The organism is Stenotrophomonas maltophilia, from assembly GCF_004920835.1.
Taxonomy (GTDB): Bacteria; Pseudomonadota; Gammaproteobacteria; order Xanthomonadales; family Xanthomonadaceae; genus Stenotrophomonas; species Stenotrophomonas maltophilia_AQ.
On record NZ_QFHO01000016.1, the window covers coordinates 33756 to 56338 of the forward strand.

General features: G+C 65.0%; 18 protein-coding genes and 3 tRNA genes. 4 read left to right on the forward strand and 17 right to left on the reverse strand.

Annotation, left to right across the window (positions count from 1 at the left end; all coding sequences use genetic code 11):
- Position 1: 1 nt before the first annotated feature.
- The 4 genes from DI041_RS12705 to DI041_RS12720 are packed head-to-tail and all read right to left on the reverse strand — an operon-like array spanning position 2 to position 5142.
- Positions 2–664 (reverse strand): MotA/TolQ/ExbB proton channel family protein, encoded by a 663-nt coding sequence (locus DI041_RS12705; RefSeq protein ID WP_046984508.1) that lies wholly within the window; start codon positions 662–664, stop codon positions 2–4.
- 3 nt (positions 665–667) lie between these two features.
- Positions 668–3067 carry a DNA internalization-related competence protein ComEC/Rec2 gene (locus tag DI041_RS12710; protein WP_136638766.1) on the reverse strand — a complete coding sequence of 800 codons (2400 nt, stop codon included), beginning with the start codon at positions 3065–3067 and terminating at the stop codon, positions 668–670.
- Between the two features lie 58 nt (positions 3068–3125).
- Positions 3126–4469, reverse strand: coding sequence for a sensor histidine kinase (locus tag DI041_RS12715; RefSeq protein ID WP_136638767.1), 1344 nt, complete (start codon positions 4467–4469; stop codon positions 3126–3128).
- A gap of 1 nt (position 4470) precedes the next feature.
- Complete coding sequence (locus DI041_RS12720) at positions 4471–5142, reverse strand: response regulator transcription factor (RefSeq protein ID WP_046984515.1); 672 nt, start codon at positions 5140–5142, stop codon at positions 4471–4473.
- Between the two features lie 143 nt (positions 5143–5285).
- On the opposite strand from DI041_RS12720, the gene DI041_RS12725 reads away from it, so the two are divergent.
- Positions 5286–6053, forward strand: a complete 768-nt coding sequence (locus tag DI041_RS12725; RefSeq protein ID WP_046984511.1) for a MipA/OmpV family protein — start codon at positions 5286–5288, stop codon at positions 6051–6053.
- Positions 6054–6085: 32 nt separating this feature from the next.
- Positions 6086–6370 carry a hypothetical protein gene (locus DI041_RS12730; protein ID WP_004152241.1) on the forward strand — a complete coding sequence of 95 codons (285 nt, stop codon included), beginning with the start codon at positions 6086–6088 and terminating at the stop codon, positions 6368–6370.
- Positions 6371–6424: 54 nt separating this feature from the next.
- On the opposite strand, the gene DI041_RS21265 is transcribed toward DI041_RS12730, so the two are convergent.
- Positions 6425–6565, reverse strand: a complete 141-nt coding sequence (locus DI041_RS21265) for a hypothetical protein (RefSeq protein WP_162838403.1) — start codon at positions 6563–6565, stop codon at positions 6425–6427.
- A 182-nt stretch (positions 6566–6747) separates the two neighbouring features.
- Here DI041_RS21265 and DI041_RS12735 point away from each other — a divergent pair, with 182 nt between their 5' ends.
- Positions 6748–7080, forward strand: a complete 333-nt coding sequence (locus DI041_RS12735) for a hypothetical protein (RefSeq protein WP_046984512.1) — start codon at positions 6748–6750, stop codon at positions 7078–7080.
- 98 nt (positions 7081–7178) lie between these two features.
- Here DI041_RS12735 and DI041_RS12740 read toward each other — a convergent pair.
- The 3 genes from DI041_RS12740 to uvrB all read right to left on the reverse strand — a co-directional run bounded on the left by DI041_RS12740 (position 7179) and on the right by uvrB (position 9557).
- Positions 7179–7253 (reverse strand) — tRNA-Val (locus DI041_RS12740).
- A 98-nt stretch (positions 7254–7351) separates the two neighbouring features.
- A tRNA-Val gene (locus DI041_RS12745) sits at positions 7352–7426 on the reverse strand.
- 106 nt (positions 7427–7532) lie between these two features.
- Positions 7533–9557, reverse strand: coding sequence for an excinuclease ABC subunit UvrB (uvrB, locus tag DI041_RS12750; protein WP_046984513.1), 2025 nt, complete (start codon positions 9555–9557; stop codon positions 7533–7535).
- Between the two features lie 128 nt (positions 9558–9685).
- On the opposite strand from uvrB, the gene DI041_RS12755 reads away from it, so the two are divergent.
- Positions 9686–10222 carry a GspH/FimT family pseudopilin gene (locus DI041_RS12755; protein WP_282567850.1) on the forward strand — a complete coding sequence of 179 codons (537 nt, stop codon included), beginning with the start codon at positions 9686–9688 and terminating at the stop codon, positions 10220–10222.
- 49 nt (positions 10223–10271) lie between these two features.
- Here the strand turns inward: DI041_RS12755 and DI041_RS12760 are convergent.
- The 9 genes from DI041_RS12760 to DI041_RS12800 all read right to left on the reverse strand — a co-directional run bounded on the left by DI041_RS12760 (position 10272) and on the right by DI041_RS12800 (position 22415).
- A tRNA-Asn gene (locus tag DI041_RS12760) sits at positions 10272–10348 on the reverse strand.
- A gap of 47 nt (positions 10349–10395) precedes the next feature.
- A complete protein-coding gene (locus DI041_RS12765; protein ID WP_136638768.1) occupies positions 10396–10821 on the reverse strand; it encodes a type IV pilin protein in 426 nt (141 codons plus the stop codon).
- A gap of 21 nt (positions 10822–10842) precedes the next feature.
- A complete protein-coding gene (locus DI041_RS12770; protein WP_136638769.1) occupies positions 10843–14637 on the reverse strand; it encodes a pilus assembly protein in 3795 nt (1264 codons plus the stop codon).
- A gap of 11 nt (positions 14638–14648) precedes the next feature.
- Entirely contained in the window at positions 14649–15170 is a 522-nt protein-coding gene (locus DI041_RS12775; RefSeq protein ID WP_046983312.1) for a pilus assembly PilX family protein, read from the reverse strand.
- A gap of 3 nt (positions 15171–15173) precedes the next feature.
- Entirely contained in the window at positions 15174–16343 is a 1170-nt protein-coding gene (locus tag DI041_RS12780; RefSeq protein WP_136638770.1) for a PilW family protein, read from the reverse strand.
- Positions 16340–16840 (reverse strand): type IV pilus modification protein PilV, encoded by a 501-nt coding sequence (pilV, locus tag DI041_RS12785; RefSeq protein WP_046983314.1) that lies wholly within the window; start codon positions 16838–16840, stop codon positions 16340–16342. The genes DI041_RS12780 and pilV overlap by 4 nt, the downstream gene beginning before the upstream one ends.
- Entirely contained in the window at positions 16837–17352 is a 516-nt protein-coding gene (locus DI041_RS12790; RefSeq protein ID WP_046983315.1) for a GspH/FimT family pseudopilin, read from the reverse strand. Before DI041_RS12790 ends, pilV begins: the two co-directional genes overlap by 4 nt.
- Before the next feature lie 173 nt (positions 17353–17525).
- On the reverse strand, positions 17526–18914 hold the full coding sequence (gene ppnN, locus DI041_RS12795; RefSeq protein WP_004152180.1) for a nucleotide 5'-monophosphate nucleosidase PpnN: 1389 nt from the start codon (positions 18912–18914) through the stop codon (positions 17526–17528).
- 252 nt (positions 18915–19166) lie between these two features.
- Positions 19167–22415, reverse strand: a complete 3249-nt coding sequence (locus DI041_RS12800; protein ID WP_136638771.1) for a TonB-dependent receptor — start codon at positions 22413–22415, stop codon at positions 19167–19169.
- Positions 22416–22583: the final 168 nt, after the last annotated feature.

Sequence of the window (22583 nt, forward strand, 5' to 3'; positions counted from 1 at the left end):
ATCAGGCCTTTGCCGTGGCAGCATTGGCTGGACGTGCGGCCGGGGCCGGGTTCAACACCCCGGGACGGCCGTCGAGCGTATCCAGCAGCGCGCTGGCTTCCTGCTCCATCTCCACCACATAGCCGTGGATGCGGCCCTTGAAGTAGCGGTGGAACATCAGTGCCGGAATGGCCACGATCATGCCGGTGGCGGTGCACACCAGCGCCTTGCCGATGCCACCGGCCAGCTGGTTCACATCACCCACGCCGTGGTCGAGGATGCCCAGGAACATCTGGATCATGCCGATCACCGTGCCCAGCAGGCCCAGCAACGGGCCGGCCGAAGCAATGGTGCCCAGCGCGTTGAGGAAGCGTTCCATGCGGTGCACCAGGTGGCGGCCGGTGTCTTCGATGCGTTCACGGATCTGGTCACGCGGCCGGTTGCGCGCTTCCAGCGCAGCGGCCAGCAGCGCGCCCAGCGGCGAGTTGCTGCGCAGGGTCTGCAGGTGGGCCGGGTCGAGCTTGCCGCGTGCCGCCCAGTTGCGCACTTCCTGGCCGAGGCCGGGCGGCAGCACTTCAGTACGCCGCAGGGACCAGAAACGCTCCAGGATGATCGCCAAAGCCAGTACGCCCAACAGCAGCAGCGGCACCATCGGCCAGCCACCGGCCTTGACCAGTTCCCACACGTTTCAACCCTCCGGCCCAGCGGCCGCTTGTTCAATCGGCGATAGGATAGCAGCCGACCGCGCCCGCCCAGCGGCATCCCACCACCGGGATGCGTGGATACGCTGTTCACGCAGCTGCAGCCCTTGTGCGCCAAGCCATACGCGGATTGCACCGGAATCGGCCGTGGCCAGCACTTCGGCCCCCTGCGCCTGCCAGCGCCGGACCACGTCCGGGCGGGGATGGCCGAAGCGGTTCTGGTGGCCGGCCGAAACCAGCGCCAGCCGTGGTGCTACCGCGGCCACCCACGGCGCGCTGGAGCTGCCGCCGCTGCCATGGTGCGGCACCAGCACCACGTCCGCCTTCAGTGCCGTTGGGGACGCCAGCAGCAGCGCCTGCTCGGCCGGCTGACCGATATCGCCGGCCAGCAGCACCACGCCATGGCGGCTGGAGATGCGCAGCACGCAGCTGTCCTCGTTCTCGGCGTGGCGGCTGCCGGGCGCCGGGTGCAGCACCTGGAAATCGACCCCGTCCCACTGCCAGCGCAGCCCCTGCTGGCACGGCCGGGTACCGGCGATAGCGCTGCCCGGTGGCGCCAGCAGCTGCAGCCCCGGCAGCTGGCGACGCAGGCTGGGCAGGCTGCCGGTGTGGTCGAGGTGATCGTGGCTGAGCATCACCTGCTGCGGCGGCGCCTGCCCCAGCGCGCGCAGGGCCGGGACCAGGATCCGCTCGTTGCCATCGCCGCCGGTCGGCGGCCCGACGTCGTACCAGAGCGCGTGCCGCGCGGTGCGCAGCAGCACCGCCGTGCCCTGGCCAACATCGTGCACCAGCAGTTCCAGCTCCCCTTCCGCCGGTGTCTCACGTGCCGGCCACAGCAGCGGCAGGCATAACAGCAGGCCGGCCAGGCCGCCGCCGTTCCCGCGCGGCAGCAGCCACCAGAACACCCCCAGCAACGCTGCGGGTACCGCCCAGCGCGGCGCCTCGGCCAGCCACCACATCGCCTGCGGATGCAGGGCCAGCTGCTGCAGGGCCTGCCAGCTGAGCTCGAACAGCCCAGCAGCGGCGCGCCATGCCCAGCGCCCCGCCCCGTCGTGCAGCGCATGCAACCCGGTCCCCAGCAGCGACAGCGGCACTACCAGCAGCGTCCACCAGGGGATGATCGGCAGGTTGACCAGCGGGCCCAAGCGGGCAGTGCCGCCAAACAGCGCCACGCACAACGGCAGCAGGCCGAGGCTGGCCACCCCCTGGGCGGCCAGGAATCCGCGCAGGCCAGCACCGACGCCCTCCGGCCCGCTGCGGGGCAGGCACCACAGCAGCCACAGCACGCCACCGAAGCTGAGCCAGAAACCGGCGGCCAGCACCGACAGCGGTGCCGGCAGCAGCATCACCACGGCAGCCAGTGCCAACCCCTGCCCCGCACCGACCGGACGACGCCCGGCGCGGGCCAACGCAACCACGCCGATCATCAGCGCGGCGCGCACCGTGGGCAACGCGCCGCCGGCGACCACCGCGTAGATTACCGCCGCCAATGCGGCGCCCCACGCGGCCGCCTGCGGCCTTGGCCAGCGGCGGGCCAACCATGGGCACAGCCACCACAGGCCCCGGCACAACATCACGCCAAAGCCGGCAACCACACCGACATGGAATCCGGAGATGGCGACCAGATGGGTCAGGCCCAGAGCGCGCAGGTGTTCCCAGTCGGTATCGGACAAGCCGCGGGTATCGCCCAGTGCCAGCGCCTGTACGAAGCGAGCGGCAGGATGGGCAACCTGGGTGGCGATGGCAGCACTGCTGCGCTCGCGCCAGGCCGGCAGGCCGTGCGCGGGTCGCCGCTCACGCGCACTCGCCGGATCGCGCACCGTACCGGTGCCGGATATACCCCGCAGCAATGCATGGCGCTCGCCGTCAAAGCCTCCAGGATTGATCCGCGAACGCGGTGCCCGCACCCGCAGCGACAGCTCCCAGTGCGCGCCAGCTTGAACCGCATGGCGCCCACCATCGGTGCCGCTCGCAGGCGGTCCACGCCATGGATCGTTCCAGGTGATCTGCAGGCGCTTGCCACGCAAGGAGGGCAGCGCATCGGCCTCGTCGACCTTCAACACGAAACGGGTATAGCCGGGGCCACTGTGTGGAAGATCAACCACTCGGCCAAGGACCTGCACGCCCTGCGCCGGCCCTCCGGGTGGAAGCTGGTCCTGCAGGACCCAGTGTCCGTGCAATGCCGCCCACGACAGGCCGAACAGTGCAGCCGCCCAGGCGCGGCCGCGCCAAGGCACGATCCAGCCTGTGGCGCTGGCAATGGCCAACGGCATGCACAGCCACAACGGCGGCAGCACCGGCAGCTGCACGCAGGCCAGCGCACCCAGCACCAGACCGGCGGCACAACCACTGCCAAACAGCGGTGGGGCGGATCGTTCGACGACCATCACCCCAGCCTGGCGCCGGGGCAGCAGCTTGCCTATCGGGTTTTAGCCCGTATTGGCGTCAGCGGCGGACGCTACCGCGATGGAAATTGACACGGAAACTGGCGCCACCACCGGCCGCCTCGCCGACGCTGACCGATCCGCCATGGTGCTGCACGATCTCCTTGACCAGATGCAGGCCCAGGCCACTACCACTGCCGGCCGCACGCAGCCGATGGAACGGCTCGAAGATCGCTTCGCGGTCACCGACCGGAATGCCGGCACCCTGGTCACTGACTTCCAGCAGGCCGCGCGCGTCCAGCCGTACGCAGATGGTTCCGCGCCCGCCACCATGGACGATGGCGTTGTGGACCAGGTTGGCGATCACCCGCCCCAGCGCCAGGCTGTCGCCGTGGATCCACACCGGCACTTCCGGCGCATCCACTTCAAAGCCATAGCCGGCGCCGACCACCAACGGCGCAAGATCCGCGGCCGCTTCGCGTACCAGCAGCGCCAGGTCCAGCTGCTGCAGTGCGCCGACATTGCGATCGAGCCGCTGCAGGTCGAGCAGATGCTCGGCGACGTTGCCGAGGCGGGCGACATCGGTCAACAGCTGCGACTTCAACTCGCCCTGCGGCAGCTGCGACAGCCGCGCCTGCACCACTGCGATCGGCACGCGCAGTTCGTGCGCGGCATCGGCGAGGAACTTGTCACGCGCGGCATACCCCTGCTGCACCTTGTCGATTGCGTCGTTGAAGGCTTCCACCAGCGGTGCGACCTCGGTCGACACCAGCTGCGCATCCAGACGCGCACCCGGCTGGCCGATATCCAGCTCCTTGGCCTGCTGCGCGGAGCGGCGCACCCCGCGCATCGCGCGGTGGATCACCGTCGGCATCACCAGCAGCGTGACCACGATCAACGGCAGGAAGAACCACAGGCCGATCAGGCGCAGCACCATCAGCGCGCCATCCAGCAGGCCGCCCTTCGGCGCGCCACCGACCATCACCGTGATGCGGCGACCATCTTCCTTGCGGATCATCACCCGCGCCACGTCCAGGTACGGCGGCACCAGCGAGCCGAGCTCGGTGGCACCCAGCGTCGGCAGACGCGCAAGCAGCGGTGCGTGGATCGCAGGGATCGTGCCGCGCTCCAGCCAAACGCCCTTGTCATCGACGGCCGCGAACCACAGGTTACCGCCTGCCTCCGCGTCCAGCCTGCGCCAGCGCGCTTCGTCCAGGACCAAATGGCCGCCGTCGCTGTGCACCGCCTTGGCGACTGCCTCGGCCATGAACATGTCCATGCCCCAGGTGTCCTTGTCGCCCCAGGTCAGGATCAGCGCGACCACCGCGAACAGCACGGTGAAGGCCTGCGCGAGGAACAGGCGCCAGGCCAGACCCAGCGTGATGGAACGGATCGGACGCGCCATCTCAGCCCTCCGCCAGCAGATAGCCGACACCGCGGATCACATGAATTTCCACGCCCGCCCCGGCCTGCTGCAGCGCCTTGCGCAGCTTGGATATATGCGCGTCGAGCGCATTGGACTGAATCTCATCATCGAACCCGTACACCGCCGCCTCCAGCGCGCTGCGGGTGACGGTCCGCCCCTGCCGCATCGCCAATGCCTGCAGCACCAGCACCTGGCGCCGTGGCAACGCCAGCGGCTGGCCCTCCACCTGCGCCTGCAGCGACTCGAAGTCAAATTCCAGCCGGCCCAGGTGCAGGCTCGGCGTCACCATCGCCGACGGCCGCCGCGACACCGCGCGGATGCGCGCCATCAGCTCCTCGATCGCCACCGGCTTGACCAGGTAGTCATCGGCGCCGACATCCAGTCCTTCAACCTTGTCCGACAACGTGCCCTTGGCGGTCAGCATGATCACCGCCAGGTTCGGCCGCAGCGAACGCGCGGTGGCGACGAAACCTGCGCCATCGCCATCGGGCAGCTGCCGGTCGAGCAGCATCAGCTGGTGCACCGGCTCGCGCAATGCGATCGCCGCCTCGGCCAGGCTGCCGACCACGTCGGCGACCACGCCCTGCCGCTCCAGGCCCGATTGCAGGGCACGGGACAGATCGGGATCGTCTTCGACCAGGAGGATGCGCATCAGCGGCTCGGTTACGGAAACGGTGCCGATCATAGTGCCTGCCGCCAGCTTTTTCCCCCAGGCGTGCCGATTGCACCGGCGCAATGTTCTGACAATGTTGAGCCCTCACCATGCGCAGCCATCCCCCGCAAAGTGGTTGATCGATGCCGTCGCTGCCCCCGAAACTGCTGCGCCCGTTGCTGTTCTCCGCCGCCATTGGCCTGCCACTGGCAGCGTACGCCGGCGAGCAGAACCCGGGCGTGCAGGCCGGTATAAGCGCAGGGGCGACCTCTGGGGCCTACGCCCACTATGACGTCAAGCCGCTGGTCGTACCGTCCATTGCCTGGCAGGGCCAGCGCTTCTTCGCCAGCCCCGGCTCGCTGGGCATGTACCTGTACAAGGGCCAGGGCCTGCGCCTGTCGGCTGCGGTCACCCCGTACACGCTGCGCTTCAAGACCGACGACGTGAACGATCCGCAGCTGCGCCGCCTGCACAGCCGGCAGATGTCGGCCATGGCCGGCCTCAACGGCGAATACAGCGCTGACTGGGGCATCGTCGAAGCCAGCGTGATGCGCGAGGTCACCGGCCATGGCGGCGGCATTGAATCGCGCCTGCATTACAGCTATCCGATCCAGGCCGGACGCTTCACCTGGGTGCCCCGGGTGGGTGTGGTGCATTCCAGTGCACGCCTGCTCGACTACTACTACGGCATCAGCGACGCGGAAGCAGTGCGCTCGGGGCTTGCCGCCTACAACCCGGGCAGCGCGACGTCGCCGAGCCTGCAGATCGCGGTGAGCACGCCCTTGGGCACGAAGTGGCGCGCGACCGGCGTGGTCGCCAACCAATGGTTCGGTGATGCAGTGAAGGACAGCCCGATGGCGCGACGCGGTACACAGACGTCAGCCTTCGTTTCCCTGATGCGCTCGTTCTGATCGAGCGCCCGTTACGGACAAGGACACCCCACATGGCCTCCGTCTCCCCCACCACCGAAGCGCACGCGATCCTGCGTGCGCCCGACCTGGACAGCGCCGAGCGCGCCTACCTCGTCCTCATGCCCGACCTTGAGCACGTGAACGCACTGGCACGACGGGCGCTGGGCCTGTCCCGCGTGGCCGATGCGGCACGCGGCTACGCGCTGTCGATGACCCTGGTCGGGCTGCGCCTGCAGGAACTGGAAATGGGCGAAGCGACGGCCAAGGAACATCGCCAGGCGACGCTGCGCAGCCTGCGGCAGGCCTTCAGCGCCTGATCTCCAGCGTTCAGTGCCGGCGCATGCCCCCGTGCCGCGCCGTGCGGTTTCCACTCAGCGGAAGGTGGTCCAGGCCAGTACCGCCGCCAGCAGGGCCACCCAGATCACCGCCTTGAACGTGCCTTCCAGCATGTTGCCGCCGAACAGCAGTTCGAAAAACGGATTGGGCCTGGAAACCGGGACGTGATCGCTCATGCGGCAGCTCCTTGCAGTGACGGCGCGATTGCGCGGTAGACCGGAGTCTACGCCTGCACGGCCCGGATTCATCGCTCCCCGGCCGTCTTTGGCGGTTCAATTCCGGCCTTCGTCGCAGGCCGGCTGCAGCACCCCACATGTCATGCCAGCCTGCGTGCACTTTCCCGCTGGAGCACCGTGCCATGCCGATGCTTGCCTTGATGCTGCTGCTCTCCAGCCTGTTCAGCGCTGGCAACGAGCCCACTGAAGAGGCCCTTCGCAGCCAGATCCTGCTTGCCGAAACCCAGCAGCCGGAAGCCGCACGACAGGATTGCGGCTCGCCCTCCCTGCTGCTGTACCGGCTGCGCCAGGACCGGGTCCTGCGGCTGGCCAACCAGCCCCTGCAACACGCCCCCGCCGATGCCCAGCCCACGCGTGGCGCGACGGTTCGCGTTGCCCAGCTCTGGGAGCGCGTGGACGGTCACTGGAAGCTGCAGCGGATGATCAGCGTCGAAGACCTGGTCGTGCAGCACTGACCATGTGCAACTGTGGCCGATGCCAAAAACGAGAAAAGCCGGCCCAGGGCCGGCTTTCATCGTAATCCACCGCTGCACCGGCAGTGCCGGGAGCCAGGTGGTGGGCGGTACAGGGTTCGAACCTGTGACCCCTACCATGTCAAGGTAGTGCTCTACCGCTGAGCTAACCGCCCATCTTGTTCTTGCCGCCCGAAAGCTGGCCTTGCTACGTAAAAACCCGGCGCCAGGGCCGGGCTTTGCAGTTCACGACAACCCTCCTGCGAGGACTTCGTGGTGGGCGGTACAGGGTTCGAACCTGTGACCCCTACCATGTCAAGGTAGTGCTCTACCGCTGAGCTAACCGCCCGTATTGCTTCTGCATTTCCGCGAATGCGTCGGTGCAGGCCGCGTATATTACGGATGCCGGCGGTTGAGCGCAATACTTTTGTGAAGATGATGCTGCACTGCCGCGTTCAGCCGAGGCTGGCCTCCTTCAGCTGCCGGATCTGGTCGCGCACGCGCGCGGCGTCCTCGAATTCCAGGTCCTTGGCGTGCTGGTACATCTTCTGCTCCAGCGCCTTGAGCCGGGCCGCCAGCTGGGCCGGGCTGAGCGAACGATAATCGGCCGCTTCCTCGGCCACGCCGGCCTTGCCCTTGCCTTTACCCTTCTTCGCCTCTTTCTCGGCTGCATCCGAACGTGCACCTTCCAGCACGTCGACGATCGGGCGCGCCACCGAGCGCGGCACGATGCCGTGCTCCTCGTTGTACTCGACCTGCTTGGCACGACGGCGGTCGGTCTCGTCGATCGCCGCCTGCATCGAGCGGGTGATCTTGTCGGCGTACAGGATCGCCTTGCCGCGAACGTTGCGCGCGGCGCGGCCGATGGTCTGGATCAGCGAGCCGGTGGAGCGCAGGAAGCCCTCCTTGTCCGCGTCCAGGATCGCCACCAGTGACACCTCGGGCATGTCCAGGCCTTCGCGCAGCAGGTTGATGCCCACCAGCACGTCAAACTTGCCCAGGCGCAGATCGCGGATGATTTCCACACGCTCGACGGTATCCACGTCCGAGTGCAGGTAGCGCACGCGGATGCCATGTTCGGTGAGATATTCGGTGAGGTTCTCGGCCATGCGCTTGGTCAAGGTGGTGACCAGCACGCGGTCGCCAGCCTTGATGCGCTCGTTGGCTTCGCTCATCAGATCATCGACCTGGGTGCCGACCGGGCGGATCTCCACCACCGGGTCGATCAGGCCGGTCGGCCGCACCACCAGCTCAGTGATTTCTTCGCCGGCCTCCCGATACTCGTACGGTCCCGGCGTCGCCGACACATAGATGCTACGCGGGCAGCGCTCTTCCCATTCCTCGAAGCGCAGTGGACGGTTGTCCAGCGCCGACGGCAGGCGGAAACCGAACTCCACCAACGTCTCCTTGCGCGAACGATCGCCCTTGAACATGGCGCCGATCTGCGGGATGGTCACGTGCGATTCGTCGATCACCAGCAGCGCATCGGGCGGCAGGTAATCGAACAGGGTCGGTGGCGGTTCGCCGGCATTCTTGCCGGTGAGGTGCCGGGAGTAGTTCTCGATGCCGTTGCAGAAGCCGACCTCGGCCATCATCTCGATGTCGAACTGGGTGCGCTGGGCCAGGCGTTGCGCTTCGACCAGCTTGTTCTGCGCATACAGCTGCTCAAGCCGCTCCTTCAGCTCGACCTTGATGGTTTCCACTGCTGCCAGCACGCGTTCGCGCGTGGTTGCATAGTGGGTCTTCGGGTAGACCGTGAAGCGCATCAGGTTGCGCATCGTCTCACCGGTCAGCGGATCGAACAGGGTGATCTTCTCGACCTCGCCATCGAACAGTTCGATGCGCAGCGCCTCGCTGTCCGACTCGGCCGGGAACACGTCGATCACCTCGCCGCGTACGCGGAACGTACCGCGCTGCAGCTCGTACTCGTTGCGCGTGTACTGCAGCTGGGTCAGGTGATTGATCAGGTCGCGCTGGTCGATGCGCTCGCCCTTGGACAGGATCAGGCGCAGCGACAGGTAGTCTTCCGGCGCGCCCAGGCCATAGATGGCCGACACCGTCGCCACTACGATCGCATCCGGGCGCGACAGCAGGGTCTTGGTCGCGGCCAGCCGCATCTGCTCGATGTGCTCGTTGATCGAACTGTCCTTCTCGATGAAGGTATCCGACGACGGCACGTAGGCTTCGGGCTGGTAGTAATCGTAATAGCTGACGAAATACTCCACCGCGTTGTGCGGGAAGAACGCCTTGAACTCGCCATACAGCTGCGCCGCCAGCGTCTTGTTCGGCGCCATGATCAGCGTCGGCTTCTGCACGTTCTGGATGACATTGGCGATGGTGTAGGTCTTGCCCGAGCCGGTGACGCCCAGCAGGGTCTGCTTGGCGATGCCTGCCTCGAAATTGCTGGTCAGCTTGGCGATGGCATCGGGCTGGTCGCCTGCCGGCGAATACGGCGAGACGAGTTCAAAACGGTCGCTCATGGTGTTGCCAGTTCCCGGGAAAGGTAAGTATACGAGGCAAGCAGTGACGGCCGGCTGAGGGGTTTCCGGGCAGGCGGGCGCGGCGGTGCCTGATGGCGGCACCGGCGCCGGCCGGGGAGTCTGGACACATGCGCCGCCCCCTCTTCCTCCGCCCTCCCCTGCCGCGAGGCATGCATCTGGTCGAACTGCTGGTGGTCGTGGCCATACTCGCCGTGCTCCTGGCAGCAGGCTGGCCCGCCCTGCATCCGATGTTGTTGCGGCATCGCGCGGATGCCCTGCAACTGACCCTGCACGCCAGCCTTTCCAGTGCCCGCAGCGAAGCCCTGATGCGGCGGGAACTGATCGGGCTGTGCGCCAGCGATGACGGTGAGCACTGCACCCTCGACTGGAGCGCCGGATGGATCATCTATCGCAGCGGCGGAAAGCGGGGCACACCGGAATCCAGGGAGGACATCCTGGCCCATCATCAAGGCCGCTCAGATGTCTCGATCGTTGCACAGACCAGCAGTGGACGGCCGTTGCTCTTCTTCCAGCCTGACGGACGCAGCCCCGGCGCCAATCTGACCCTGCGCATCTGCGCGGGAAGTCGACTGCATGGCAGGCTGGTGGTCAACAACGGCGGCCGCACCCGCAGCGAACGCGTCGACCGCGCGCTGCCCTGCTGACAGGCCTGAAAAAGCAAAAGCCGCGATTTCTCGCGGCTTCTGCAGTATCTGGCGCCCGAAGTTGGACTCGAACCAACGACCCCCTGATTAACAGTCAAGTGCTCTAACCGGCTGAGCTATTCGGGCGGGGAGGCGCATTGTACTGACCGTTTACGGGAAGATCAACACCTGATTTACCAGCAGTCGGAAACGGTACCGCTGGCGGTTTTGCGGTTGGCCTGGTCCACGCCCAGCGTCCCGCAGCTGTCCTTGGTCTGGTTGCCCTGGGGCGTCGCAGTCAGCGTGAACGAGGACGCCTTGCCATCAAACGTGATCGCGTAGCGCGTGGTCCCACCCTCCCGCGGCGACACTTTGCTGGGCAGAGCGAAGCCGGAATACGTGTTGTTCACCGAGTAGTAGCGCTCGGCGCGCTGTGCGTACTCCACCAGATCCGCTTTGGCCACGCCACGGTGGGACTGTCGGATGTACTGCTGGTACGAGGGAACGACGATGGCCGCCAGGATGCCGAGCACTATCACCACGATCATCAGTTCGATGAGGGAGAAACCGCGCTGCTGGTGAGGGCGTCGCACTGTACTGGAAACACTGTTCAGGTTCATTGGGGTCGTCTTGGTTGATCGTTACTGGATCTGACGCCAGGACTGGCGGCCGCAGGGGTAAGGCACGTACATCGTCGGAGCACCTGCCACATTGATCGCCATCCAGCAGGCACGTCCACCGCCCTTGTCCAGGCGCGGCATCACAGAAGCGTTTACGTCCTTCACCGGCGCGGTGCCGCCGGTATCCAGGCTGACCGCTGCCGTGCCGGATCCGTACGCCTTTCCGTCAGTGGATCCCACACGCGCAAGTTCCAGCGATGCACCACCCGAGACCGGGTCGAGGCCGAACAACCAGTTGCTGCCCTCGGTCGAACAACCACGACCACCCGAGGTAGGCATGTAGGTGGGCATGAACACCGTGCCCGACGCCACGGCAGGATTGCCGACGAAGCGTTCGCCGGAACCCGGCAGCGCGATGCTCCACCCACGCGCGGCCCCGCTGAACGGCTTGGCGGCGATCGAGCGCTGCTTTCCATTGGTGGCCACCGAATAGGCCACCAGATCGGACGGTACGATCGTCGTCTCGGGCTGCCCCTTGCTGGTGTCGTTGACACCGTACAGGGACTGCGCGGTGACGTCCTGCGGATCATTGTCGAACGAGAAACTGCCGGTCCCCAGCACCAGCATCACACCGCCGCCGGATCCGGTCACTGCGGTCATCCCGCCGGTGATCGGCTGGCGGTATACCTGGTTGTTGTTGTTGGTCTGGCGCGCGGTGGTGAATACCGGCGCGGTGACGGACGTCGCCGCATCTTCCAGGTCGAATTTCCAGAGCGCACCACGTTGGTCGGCCGCGTAGACCGTATCGGCCAGGCCATCGCGGCCGCGCACACGTCCCGTTCCACCACTGCTGTCGGCACGCCAACGGTCAACCGCCACGATGTTGCCCAGGCCATTGTCACCGGCCGGCGCGGTTGCCGCGGCCTCATTGGCGCTGATCATCCGTACCGCACCAGAGCCGAGGTCAACCACGAACAGCACCGCCTTGCGGTTGAGGCTGTTGTAGCCGTTGCCGAAGATCGCCTTCCACGCCACACCGTTCCCGTCCTTCACCGGCACGATCACCGGCTTGCCGAGAACATGGCCGATGTTGGCCTTCACGGTGGCATCCAGACCCGGAGCCACGTCACTGATTTCCCACAGGCGGTTGCCGGTGCCGAAACTGGACGGGGTGGTCACATCCAGCGCGAACACCGAGCGCCCACCGGCGCCCGCCGTACCCACCAGCGCCGTGGCCCATTTGCCATCGATCTGCGCGTCTGCCACTGCAATCGGTCCATCCACGTAATAGCGATGGCGGAAGCGCTGGTCGGACTTGTTGGCCGCCACGTAGGGATACAGCAGGTTGGCCATGTGCCCCAGCGCCGTGCCGGGGATGTAGGCAAAGGTCTCGCTGCCACCGGCACTGTCACTCACGCCGCTGCCGTTCATGCCACCATCGAAGGCATGCAGCATGCCGTCGTTGGCGCCGACGTAGACCATGTATCGGCCGTTGCTGCGCTTGCGGGCCAGATACGTGGCATACGAAGTGGCCATGTCAGTGCTGATGCGCTGATAGCCATAGTCATCGCGCGGCGAGCTGATCACCGGACTGGAGTTCACGATGTCACCCAGCACGGTGGTACGGGTCCGGTAGATACCGCCCGAGTTGCGTACTTCACGTGATGCATCGCCGCCCAGGTAGGCAATCGCCGTGCTGATATCCCCGCCCAGCTTTTCGGCCTCAGTGGGGGCACAGCGTGCGATGCCTGGATACTGCTTCTCGTCCTTGCTGCAGAGATCGGTGAAGGAGATGTTGGTGCTGTTGAATACGACAGCCGCATTGCCCTTGGCCGCGACGATGTTGCGCGAACGCTGCGCGCCCAGCTTCTCGGCCGCATCCCACACCTGCGTGTACTCGGTCTGGCGGGTCGTGTTGTTCACCGTGAGCTTGGAGGCCTTCAGGCGGCTGAACCAATCGGTTTCCTCGTTGGCCACTTCGAACTGGGGCGTGACCGCCAGCGAGCCGGTGCCGATGCGCGCACCGGTCAGGCCCTGGCTGCCCGAAGGTGCCGGCCCGGACGTAACCGACGACAGCACCCGGCGCATGGCCGTGGTGATGTCTGCCGGCGTGCGCGCGTTGATGTACTCGCCGCGGGTATTGGTCGCCGCGTGCCAGATGTCATCCACGGTGCTGGGGTTGTCGTTCTGGCGATCCGGCCAGTTGCTGTAGACCGTCGAATCGGTATAGGGATTCTGCTGCCTGTCCGGATCGAACAGATTGCCGCGTGCTCCCAGGGTGATGCCGTAGAAGTTGATATGCAGGTCTTTCTTGCAGTCCAGCGACTTGTCAGTGCTGGTCGCACACTGCTCCGGTACCGGCACCTGCCCCAGCGGCATCCTGTCGTCGGTGCGCAGTGGATTGACGTAGTAGTACGTCGCGATGTCGGCCATCGTATGTGAGTAGCCATCCGAGAACGGGGCCCCGAGACCACCGTCGATATTGCCCGGCGTGGGAATCGAGCTCGCCGGGAATCCATTGCCGTTGTTGCTGTAGCCATCGGTGAAGAGCATCACCGCGTTCTTCTGGCAGGACAGCTTGATCGGTGCAGCATCGTCGGTGCGCATGAACTGCAGACCGGCCGCGTTGACCGCGTTGCGGTTTGGCGTACCACCACTGGCCGTCAGCGAAATCATGTCACTGTACAGCTGCGTCTTCTGCGGCATCTGGCTCATGTCCTGGACCGCCAGACGCTTCGCTGGATCCGTTGAGCTGTTGTACTTCTGGAAATCGTTGATCTTGAAGTAGCCGACATACATGTCATTGACATTCAATGCATGCGTCATGCCCGCGATCATCGCGCGGTTACGATTGCCGTAGTAGGTGAACCAGTTGGCGAAGTTCTGCATCGCCGCCGCATCACTGGTCGTGAGCACGTACTTCCACATGTGGCAGCCCTTGCCACAGGCATCCAGAACCTTGGTCCGGTTGTTGCCTGCGTTGGCGTAGGCATCGGGCGCCCCCGCCAACTGCGGATAAGGATCGCCATTGCTCTTGAAGGGCATATAGAACGTCGCAGGCGTGTACTCCAACGACGCATTGCCGGCCGACGTCCAAGAAGCTCCGAATTTATTGGCCTGCACGGCACTGAAGCGTCCGGAATCGCTTACGGTGCTGTACCTCTGCCCCGGCGGCGCATACATGCCGTCCTGCATACGCTGCACGTCCCAGGACAGAGCACCCAGGTAGGTGCCCGTCAAATTCACGACATAGTCGCTCTCACCCGCCCTGCGAGGATCAATGAGCGCGGCACTGGCGGTGGACGGCGGGTAGGATTCAACGGCCTCATTGACGATCCGGAGCCACGGTTGATACTGGATCGAAGGATCGTAATAGGCCGGATTGTAGGCAGCCGACCGGGCGAACCCGAACACGTCCAACGCAGGAATTCCGAGATAACTGGTGTTGATCCGTGGCCCCGGCAACAGGTAGAAATAGTTGCACTGGCCATCGTTGTATGCCCTGCCCCACGCATCGTAGGCAACGATGTCTTCTGGCTTGTTCAGGACACCGGCCGATCTGAAGAAGCTCTTGCGCGCATTGCTCCAGCACGCCGTGCCATCCTGCCCCGGGAACTGGGTCTGGAAGGTCATCGAGCCCGAGTCGTCCACCGCCATGATGAACGACGGCGGCGCGGACACCTTCAGGTTCATCGGACGCTGCGACAGCGTGCCCTGCGCCTGCGCGGCGAACAGGCTCATCGCAAGCCAGGTACCGCCGGCCACCGCCAGCAACAGCCCGGAGCCGGCCAGGATCTTGATCTTTCGGGTCGCCATGACCGGGTTCCTCAAAGCTTGAAAACAGTGTCGACAGCCGCCGAGGAGGTCCCCTCGTTGCTGGTGGCGGCATCGCGGTCGGAGCCGAACGCGGTGATCTGGTAAACGCGTGTGGGCTCTTCGCTTTCCGGCGTGCCCATGCCGAGCGGCGTCTCGCCCAGGATGCAGGAATCGATACGGCGCACGCTGACCACCGGTGCCGCCGAAAGTTTCTGCTGGCCCACCCAACGGGTGGGGTCGAAGCCGTCATCGCAGATGCGTTTGATGGCGTCGGCCTTCAACGAGCCGCCATCGCCGGTATTGTTGTCAATCTGTTCTATCGACCGCTCGGCGTCGCGGACGGCGCGCTCAGTCGCCTGGAACGCGACGTTGGCCGCCCGGTAATTGGACGACATGCGCTCCTGCATGCTGGCCACCTGCATGCCGACCACGCCGATCAGCGACAGCAGGATCAACAGCATCAGGGCCACATACAGCACCGCGCCACGCTGCTGCGCGCGCCCCTGGAAACGACGGGAGACGGAGGGCTTCATGGGTCAGTTTCCGAACAGTCGGTTGCGCAGCGCCACGGACACCTCATACGAGGCGCGATAGCGATCGTCGTAGCTCGTGGGCGGATTGAAACCAACGCCCAGCACGCCCAGCTGGGCCACCGCGGTGTTGGCCTGCTCGGCGGCGGCCCGCTGCGGGCTGCGTACCAGCAGACCGAACTGCACCAGGCCAACCCGGCGCCACGCGGCGACGGCGGCGTCATCGGTGCCGGTGCTGACGCCGCTGGCAGTCTTCTGGAAGGTGATCGCACCGGTCGGCGGCGCGGTGCTGCTGATCGCAGTCTCGGTGTCCTGGCCGTACAGGAACTGCAGGTTCTCGATGCCTTCCACCAGCTCTTCGCCGTTGGCAAAGGTGTTGTTGCCGGTACCGCGCGCACGATACAGCGCAGGTTCGCCGGCCGTGTTCGTGGCCACGTAGTACGCCATCGATTCCACACGGTAGACCATGGTCACTGCATTGTTGGCCGAGTAGGCCGAGAGATCGGCGTTGCTGGCCGTGATCGTGCTGCCGGCGATTTTCCCGGCGAACACGTTCACCCTGCTGCAATCAGCTACGGCAAATGCCGAAGGCGTCGTGACAGCACCAGCCGACAAGCGTGCGGCCGCATCCGCGGCAATGGTGATGTCCGGCGAAGCGCCGGAGCCAATGGCAAGCACCGGCGAGCCTTCCGGCGCCAGATAGCGCATCACGATGATGTCACTGCCAGCACGGGGTGCGGGCTTGAGGTTGGTGACCGCCGACGGTGTGCTGCCGGCCGCTCCCCAGGTTGCGCCGAGGGTCAGCTTGTTGCCCGGCGCCGTACCATCCGCCTCGTATCCCTGGATCGGCACGGAGAAGTCCATTGGACTGCCGTCTCCCTGCTTCACGCCGGCGATGTTGACCTTGATGCTGTTCTGCCCGCGCACGATGTGTGCCTGATCATTCACGCAGCCCATGTGCCCGGCCATGCGGATGTCGCGCTCGAGGAACTCAAGTGCGAATCGAGCATTCTCCTGGGTGCGCGCGACGCCTTCGGACAGCTGCGAGGCCGCGCGTGAGGCCATGAATATCTGGGTCACGCCAAGCATCAGCACCAGGCCGATGACCAGCGAGATCAGCAGTTCAACCAGCGAAAGGCCGGCCGCATGGGTGGCAGCGAAGGGGGCGCGCTTCATAGGCGGGTAACCAGAGTGAACGTGGTGATGCTGTCGGGATTGGCGGCATTCCAGCGCTCGTCCCCCCAGCCGATGCCGACGGTGACCAGACCGTCGTTGACGCTCACGTTGGCACTGGCCTTGCCCCCCAGCACCTTGACGACCTGGCACTGCCAGCGCGCCACGTTCGCCTTGGATGTTGTCTGGTCGGTACTGTTGGGCCAGGTGCATGGGCCAGCCGGCGCAGTGACCGAGCCTGCAGTGAAGGAAGCCTTGGTGTACTCGCCACCCTTGAGGGTTTCACTGCGCTGCACACGCATCAGTTCGATAAGGTCGTAGGCCAGGCTGGTGGCCTGGGTACGCTGGCTGGCGCTCTGCACGAAGCGGACATTCATGGTCTGCAGCAGCGCGAAGCCCAGCAGGCCGAACGCCAGCACCAGCAGCGCGATCAGCACCTCGATCAGGCTGAAGCCACGACTGCGGGCATGCCCCCCCAGGCCGGAAAGACGACGTTTCATTTGCAGGTTCCTGCAGTGGAGCGGACCTGCCCGGAGAACAGCACGGTCAAGGTCCGCATGGGGTCACCCGCCTTGCAGCCTTGCGGCACCAGGCTCACGGTCTGGTCGGCGGAAGCGCGGCGGCGCCCCTGGGAATCGAAGGCGATGACGGCCTGGCTGGGAACCTCGACGGCCAGGCTGTTGTTGCCCTTGGAAAAACGAAGCACGCTTTCGCTTCCGCTGAGCGAACCATCGCCATCGGCGTCGCCCCAGGCCAGCATGCCCTTGCTCCAGTCACCGTCGCAGGACGTGCCGTTGCTGCTGCCGCAGACCGCGCCTCCGTGCCGGTTGCGGATGGCCTCGCTGCGAGCGAGCGACAGCAGACCGATCACCTCGTTGTTGGTGGTGGTCAAACGGTTGGAACGCATCGCGGTGCGGAAGCTGGGATAGGAGATGCTGGCCAGAATGACCAGGATGACCAGCGTGATCATCAACTCAACCAGCGTGAAGCCGTTTGGCCGGCGCAAAGACATTGGACGCTCCCCAGCGTGTTGATGGCCACGATGGGCCATCGCCCTGCCACCGGCAAGCGGCGGCAGGACGAACGGTCAATCCGGGGCGACGGGCGTCAAAGCCTTGACGACCGCTGCCCTGTCGGCCGCCCGTGGCGGGGGTCGGAGCCCGATGGGATCCGACCCCGGGCCGATCAGGCCAGCACCTGGTAGCAGGGCTGGTACTCGCCGGAGATCTTCATCCGGCGCTGCTCGACGAAGGCACGCAGCAGCCCATCCAGCGCCTGCATCATGTCCGTATCGCCGTGGATCTGGAACGGCCCGAACTGCTCGATGCGGCGCATGCCATCTTCCTTCACGTTGCCAGCCACGATGCCCGAGAACGCCCGGCGCAGGTCGGCCGCCAGCGCGTGCGGGGCACGCCCGTGGTGCAGATCCAGCGCAGCCATCGCCTCGTGGGTCGGCACGAACGGCTGCTGGTACTCCCACGGAATCTCGATCGACCAGTTGAAGAAGAACGAGTCCTTCTGCGCCAGGCGGTGCTCACGCACGCGCTTGATGCCGTTGGCCATCTTCTTGGCCACCGCCACCGGGTCGCCGATGACGATCTCGTAGCGCTCGGCGGCCGCATCGCCCAGGGTCAGGCGGATGAAGCGGTCGATCTGCTCGAAGTACGGCGCGGCCACGGTCGGGCCGGTCAGGATCAGCGGGAACGGCAGGTCCTTGTTTTCCTCGCGCAGCAGGATGCCGAGCAGGTACAGGATTTCCTCGGCGGTGCCGACGCCACCGGCGAACACGATGATGCCGTGGCCAATGCGGACGAAGGCCTCCAGGCGCTTCTCGATGTCCGGCATGATCACCAGGTGGTTGACGATCGGGTTCGGCGACTCGGCCGCGATGATGCCCGGCTCGGTCAGGCCGATGTAACGCGTCACGGTGCGGCGCTGCTTGGCATGGGCGATGGTGGCGCCCTTCATCGGGCCCTTCATCGCGCCCGGACCGCAGCCGGTGCAGATGTCCAGGCCGCGCAGGCCCAGCTCGTAGCCCACCTGTTTGGTGTACAGGTATTCATCACGCGAAATCGAGTGGCCACCCCAGCACACGACCAGATTCGGGTCGCCCGGGTTGAGGATGCGTGCGTTGCGCAGCAGTCCGAACACCGCGTTGGTGATGCCCTCGGACGACTCCAGCTCGGCCGCGTAGGCCGGGCCCATCTCGATGGCCATGTAGGCCAGGTCACGCACCACTGCGAACAGCAGTTCGGCGACGCCGCGGATGATCTCGCCATCGACAAAGGCCATCGCCGGTGCATTGACCAGGTCGATGCGCACGCCGCGATCCTGCTGCGCCACCTGGATGTCGAAATCGGGATACAGATCGCGCGCCGCGCGCGGATCGTCAGAGGCGCTGCCGCTGGTCAGCACGGCCAGCGCGCAGCGGCGCAGCAGCTCGTGCATACCGCCGGCAGACGCATCGCGCAGGCGGGCCACTTCGGCCCGCGACAGCACATCCAGCCCACCGCGCGGGTAGATCCGCGCGTCCTGCACCGGCAGTGCACGGGCTGATTTTTCGTTCGTGGTCATGTCCAATTTTTCGCTTCCTTCAAGGTTTCCGACTGTACTGCCGCCCCCTTAAAAAGCAAAACGGCCGGGAAGCCCGACCGTTGGATGTGTGCTTCCCGCGTTCGCCTTTCCGGGACCGCATCGGCAGCGTTGGCACCGCGCACATTTCTGAATGCTACGCCGATGCCAGGTGACCTGCAAGGACTTTCGCATGAACGGAAAACGGCCGGGTTTCCCCGGCCGTTCTCACTCACTGCTTCAGGCTCTGACGGATCAGAACTTGTACTTCACGGTCAGCTGCATCGACCAGCGCGACACGGCGGTGTTGCCCTTGTCGTTGTTGTTTTCCTGGATCGACGAGTTGTCGGTACGGCCGGTGAAGTTGTACAGGTACTTGCCGGTAGCCGGGTCGATACCCGAGTAGTTGGCAACGCGACGGGTGGCGTAGAAGCCGTAATCGTCGATCAAACCCCACTTCTTGTTGAGCAGATTGCCGACATTCATGATGTCCAGTGCGATCTCGCCCTTGTGGGTCTTCGCGAAGCCAGGGAATTCCTGGCTGATGCGGACATCGAAGCTGTTGACCCACTTGGCGCGGTGCGCGTTAGCCGGGACCACGCTGCCACGGTAGGCATCGAGCTCCGGATTCTGCGCCAGCCATTCGAAGAACTTCTTCTCCATGTCGGCACCGCCAGTGAAGATCACGTCACCCGGACCCTTCGGCACGTAGAACAGATCGTTGGTACCTGCGCCGTCGCCGTTCACGTCGTTATAGAACACGTAGCTGTACGGACGACCCGAACGGCCTTCATAGAACAGGCCGACGCGGGTGGCATTGTCACCGAAGAAGTTGTGCTTCCACTCCAGGGTGCCGGTGATGCGGTCCTTGATCGCATAGCGCGAGTTGTACGCAACATTGTCGTTGGCGTTCAGGCTGAGCGTGTTGTTCCAGTTCGAGGTGTTCTGCGAGCTGGACAGCGGGCTCACTTCCTTCGCCTGGGTGTAGGTATAACCCAGCGACCAGCCCCAGTTCTCGGTCAGCGGCTTGGCCAGCGAGAACGTAGCCTGGGAACCACGCCCCTTGTCGGTGTTGCGCAGCAGGATCACGTCGCCGATATCGCTCGGACGGTTGACACGGTCACTCGGGCAGGTCTGATCGGTGGCGGTACAAGCACGGCCATTCTTCTGGCCAGCCTGCATGCCGTTCGAGCCAGCATTGGCACCGTTCATGCCGTAGTCGTTCCAGTACAGCGCACGACCGTCCTGACCAACCGAGCGGTTGGCGTTCGGGGTCATGACGTCCAGACGATCGAAGTACAGACCATCCTTGACCTTGGTGACCAGCAGCTCGGCCGACGCCACGATGCCGTACCACGGCAGTTCGTGATCAAAGGCCAGGTTGGCCTTCCACACCGACGGCAGGCGGGTACCGGGAGCGATCAGGTCGACGTTCTGACGTGCCGAAGCCAGCGACGGGTCCGGGATGAACGGATTGTCAGCATCGAAGCTGAAACCACCCGGATTGCGGGTCAGGTTGTACTCGGCGTAGTTCAGGCCGGTGTTCTGGTAAGCACCTGCCAGCCACACGTTCGGGGCAGCACCGCCGAACAGACCCACGCCACCGCGCAGCTGGGTCGGGCGGTCGCTATCGAAGGTGTAGTTGAAGCCGACGCGCGGCTGGAACAGCTTCTTGTCGACCAGCTTGGTGTTGTTGAAGCCGTACAGCTGCTCGATGCGCGGGTTGTACAGGCGCTGGGTGCTGAAGTCCGGCATGTCAACGCGGACACCGAACATCAGGCTCAGGTTGTAGTTGATCGCCCAGGTATCCTGGATGAACAGACCCGTGTTCTTCAGGTGGAACTTCGCCGGAATGTCATCCAGGCTGCCACCAGCACGCGGCACGCGCACCTGGTACGCGGACGGGGTGCCAGCTTCAAACGCAGCCAGGTTGGCGAACTCATACGCGCCGTACAGGTTGCGGCCGTAGAAGTTCATCAGGTCGTTGTCGGTGTAGTCAAAGCCGAACTTGACGGTGTGGTCACCGACGTACCAGGTACCGGCACCGAATGCGCTCAGTTCCTTCGACTCGACCAGGTTGGTGTGGGTGTTCTGCTCGGTACCGAGGTACAGCGAGTTGTTGTTGTCGAAGCGGACGCGGATCTGCGGCAGGTGCGAAGCAGCAACACGGTTGGACGAGTAGTCCTTGTGCGAGACCTTGAATTCGGTGGAGAAGTTCTCGGACCAGTCACTGAACAGTTCACCCATCCAGGTTTCATACTCGGTCGGCTGGGTGTACCAGAAGTCGCTCAGCGAAATTTCGCTGTTGCTGACCTTCGGGAAACGCACCACGTCCTGCTTCATCTTGTTGTAACGCAGGGCCGCACGGTGGTTCTCGTTGATGTTCCAGTCCAGCTTGACCGCGTACTCTTCGATCTCGGTCTTGTTGTTCAGCGCGCCTACGCCGCCGACCTGATAGCCAAGATCGGACATGCGCTTCTGAACGCGGGCGATATCAGCATCGCTGATGCCGCCAGCCTTGTTGTAGGGGCTTTCGCCAAGGCTGACGCCGCCACCGCTACGCTCGTACTTTTCGTAGTTGGTGAAGAAGAACAGCTTGTCCTTGACGATCGGGCCGCCGAAGGTCATGCCGTAGGTCTTCTCGTCCTTGAAGCCGTTGAAGTCCTGCTTGTCACCTTCCAGGCGCGAACGGACCATGTCCTTGTCGCGGTACGAACCGTACACGGTGCCGTGGAATTCATTGGTACCCGACTTGGTCACGGCGTTGATCACCGCACCGGTACCACCGGCGATGGTGGTGTCGTAGTTGGCCAGGTCGATGTTGATTTCCTGGATGGCATCCATCGACACCGGCTGACGCTCGGTCGGCAGGTTGTTGGAGCCCAGGCCGAACGGATCGGAGGCGCTGATGCCGTCGATGCGGATGGCGTTGTAACGGGTGTTCTGGCCACCGGCCGAGATCGCGCCGTCAGCCTTGCTGACCTGCGAGATGCGCGGGTCCAGGCGGATGTAGTCCTGGATGTTGCGGTTGGCCGACGGCAGCGCGTCCATCGTTTCGCGGGTCACGTTGGTGCCGCTGCCCATCTTGGTGGCGCTGAACAGGTCCAGTCCGCCGGCGGTGGCGACGACGTTCACGGCGTCCAGGTTGGTGGCGGCCAAGTCGCCGCCGAGGCTGGCGTTGACCGTGTTGACCTGATTCAGGTTCAGGAAGACACCTTCTTCGGTCTTGGTGCCTTCACCAGACTTGGTGATGGTGATGGTGTACGGGCCACCCACGCGCAGGCCGCGCGCGTTGTAACGACCCGACGCATCGGTGGTAGCACGCGAAACAGTGCCCGACTCGGTGTGGGTGATGGTGACTTCAGCGCCGGCGACAGGCTGGCCTGCAGCGGACATGACCTGGCCACCGACACCGGCGGAGGTGCTCTGGGCGAAGGCAGGAGCGGCAGCAAGTGCAGCCACGAGACCAAGGGTAAGCTTGGACATCCGGAGTGGGTGAGTCATTTTTCGGTAGCCTCGATGCGAGTTGGCGATGGCGGAAAAAAAGCGCATCCAAGCAGCCTTGCGGGCGGCTGTTCGGACATTTATCTGGGGTTCCCTACCGTGAACGGCAGCTGCCGAAACGGTTAACACTAGATTAACACGCTACGCCTTGGATGTGACGGTTGTGCG

What these genes read in the sequence shown, in the direction of transcription:
- DI041_RS12725 (WP_046984511.1), top strand. Translation starts at nt 5,286, where the DNA reads ATGCCGTCGCTGCCCCCGAAACTGCTGCGCCCGTTGCTGTTCTCCGCC.
- DI041_RS12775 (WP_046983312.1), bottom strand. Translation starts at nt 15,170, where the DNA reads ATGAAGCCCTCCGTCTCCCGTCGTTTCCAGGGGCGCGCGCAGCAGCGT.
- DI041_RS12770 (WP_136638769.1), bottom strand. Translation starts at nt 14,637, where the DNA reads ATGGCGACCCGAAAGATCAAGATCCTGGCCGGCTCCGGGCTGTTGCTG.
- DI041_RS21265 (WP_162838403.1), bottom strand. Translation starts at nt 6,565, where the DNA reads ATGAGCGATCACGTCCCGGTTTCCAGGCCCAATCCGTTTTTCGAACTG.
- DI041_RS12800 (WP_136638771.1), bottom strand. Translation starts at nt 22,415, where the DNA reads ATGACTCACCCACTCCGGATGTCCAAGCTTACCCTTGGTCTCGTGGCT.
- DI041_RS12730 (WP_004152241.1), top strand. Translation starts at nt 6,086, where the DNA reads ATGGCCTCCGTCTCCCCCACCACCGAAGCGCACGCGATCCTGCGTGCG.
- uvrB (WP_046984513.1), bottom strand. Translation starts at nt 9,557, where the DNA reads ATGAGCGACCGTTTTGAACTCGTCTCGCCGTATTCGCCGGCAGGCGAC.
- DI041_RS12765 (WP_136638768.1), bottom strand. Translation starts at nt 10,821, where the DNA reads ATGAACCTGAACAGTGTTTCCAGTACAGTGCGACGCCCTCACCAGCAG.
- DI041_RS12790 (WP_046983315.1), bottom strand. Translation starts at nt 17,352, where the DNA reads ATGTCTTTGCGCCGGCCAAACGGCTTCACGCTGGTTGAGTTGATGATC.
- DI041_RS12715 (WP_136638767.1), bottom strand. Translation starts at nt 4,469, where the DNA reads ATGGCGCGTCCGATCCGTTCCATCACGCTGGGTCTGGCCTGGCGCCTG.
- DI041_RS12755 (WP_282567850.1), top strand. Translation starts at nt 9,686, where the DNA reads ATGCGCCGCCCCCTCTTCCTCCGCCCTCCCCTGCCGCGAGGCATGCAT.
- DI041_RS12720 (WP_046984515.1), bottom strand. Translation starts at nt 5,142, where the DNA reads ATGCGCATCCTCCTGGTCGAAGACGATCCCGATCTGTCCCGTGCCCTG.
- pilV (WP_046983314.1), bottom strand. Translation starts at nt 16,840, where the DNA reads ATGAAACGTCGTCTTTCCGGCCTGGGGGGGCATGCCCGCAGTCGTGGC.
- DI041_RS12780 (WP_136638770.1), bottom strand. Translation starts at nt 16,343, where the DNA reads ATGAAGCGCGCCCCCTTCGCTGCCACCCATGCGGCCGGCCTTTCGCTG.
- DI041_RS12735 (WP_046984512.1), top strand. Translation starts at nt 6,748, where the DNA reads ATGCCGATGCTTGCCTTGATGCTGCTGCTCTCCAGCCTGTTCAGCGCT.
- ppnN (WP_004152180.1), bottom strand. Translation starts at nt 18,914, where the DNA reads ATGACCACGAACGAAAAATCAGCCCGTGCACTGCCGGTGCAGGACGCG.
- DI041_RS12710 (WP_136638766.1), bottom strand. Translation starts at nt 3,067, where the DNA reads ATGGTCGTCGAACGATCCGCCCCACCGCTGTTTGGCAGTGGTTGTGCC.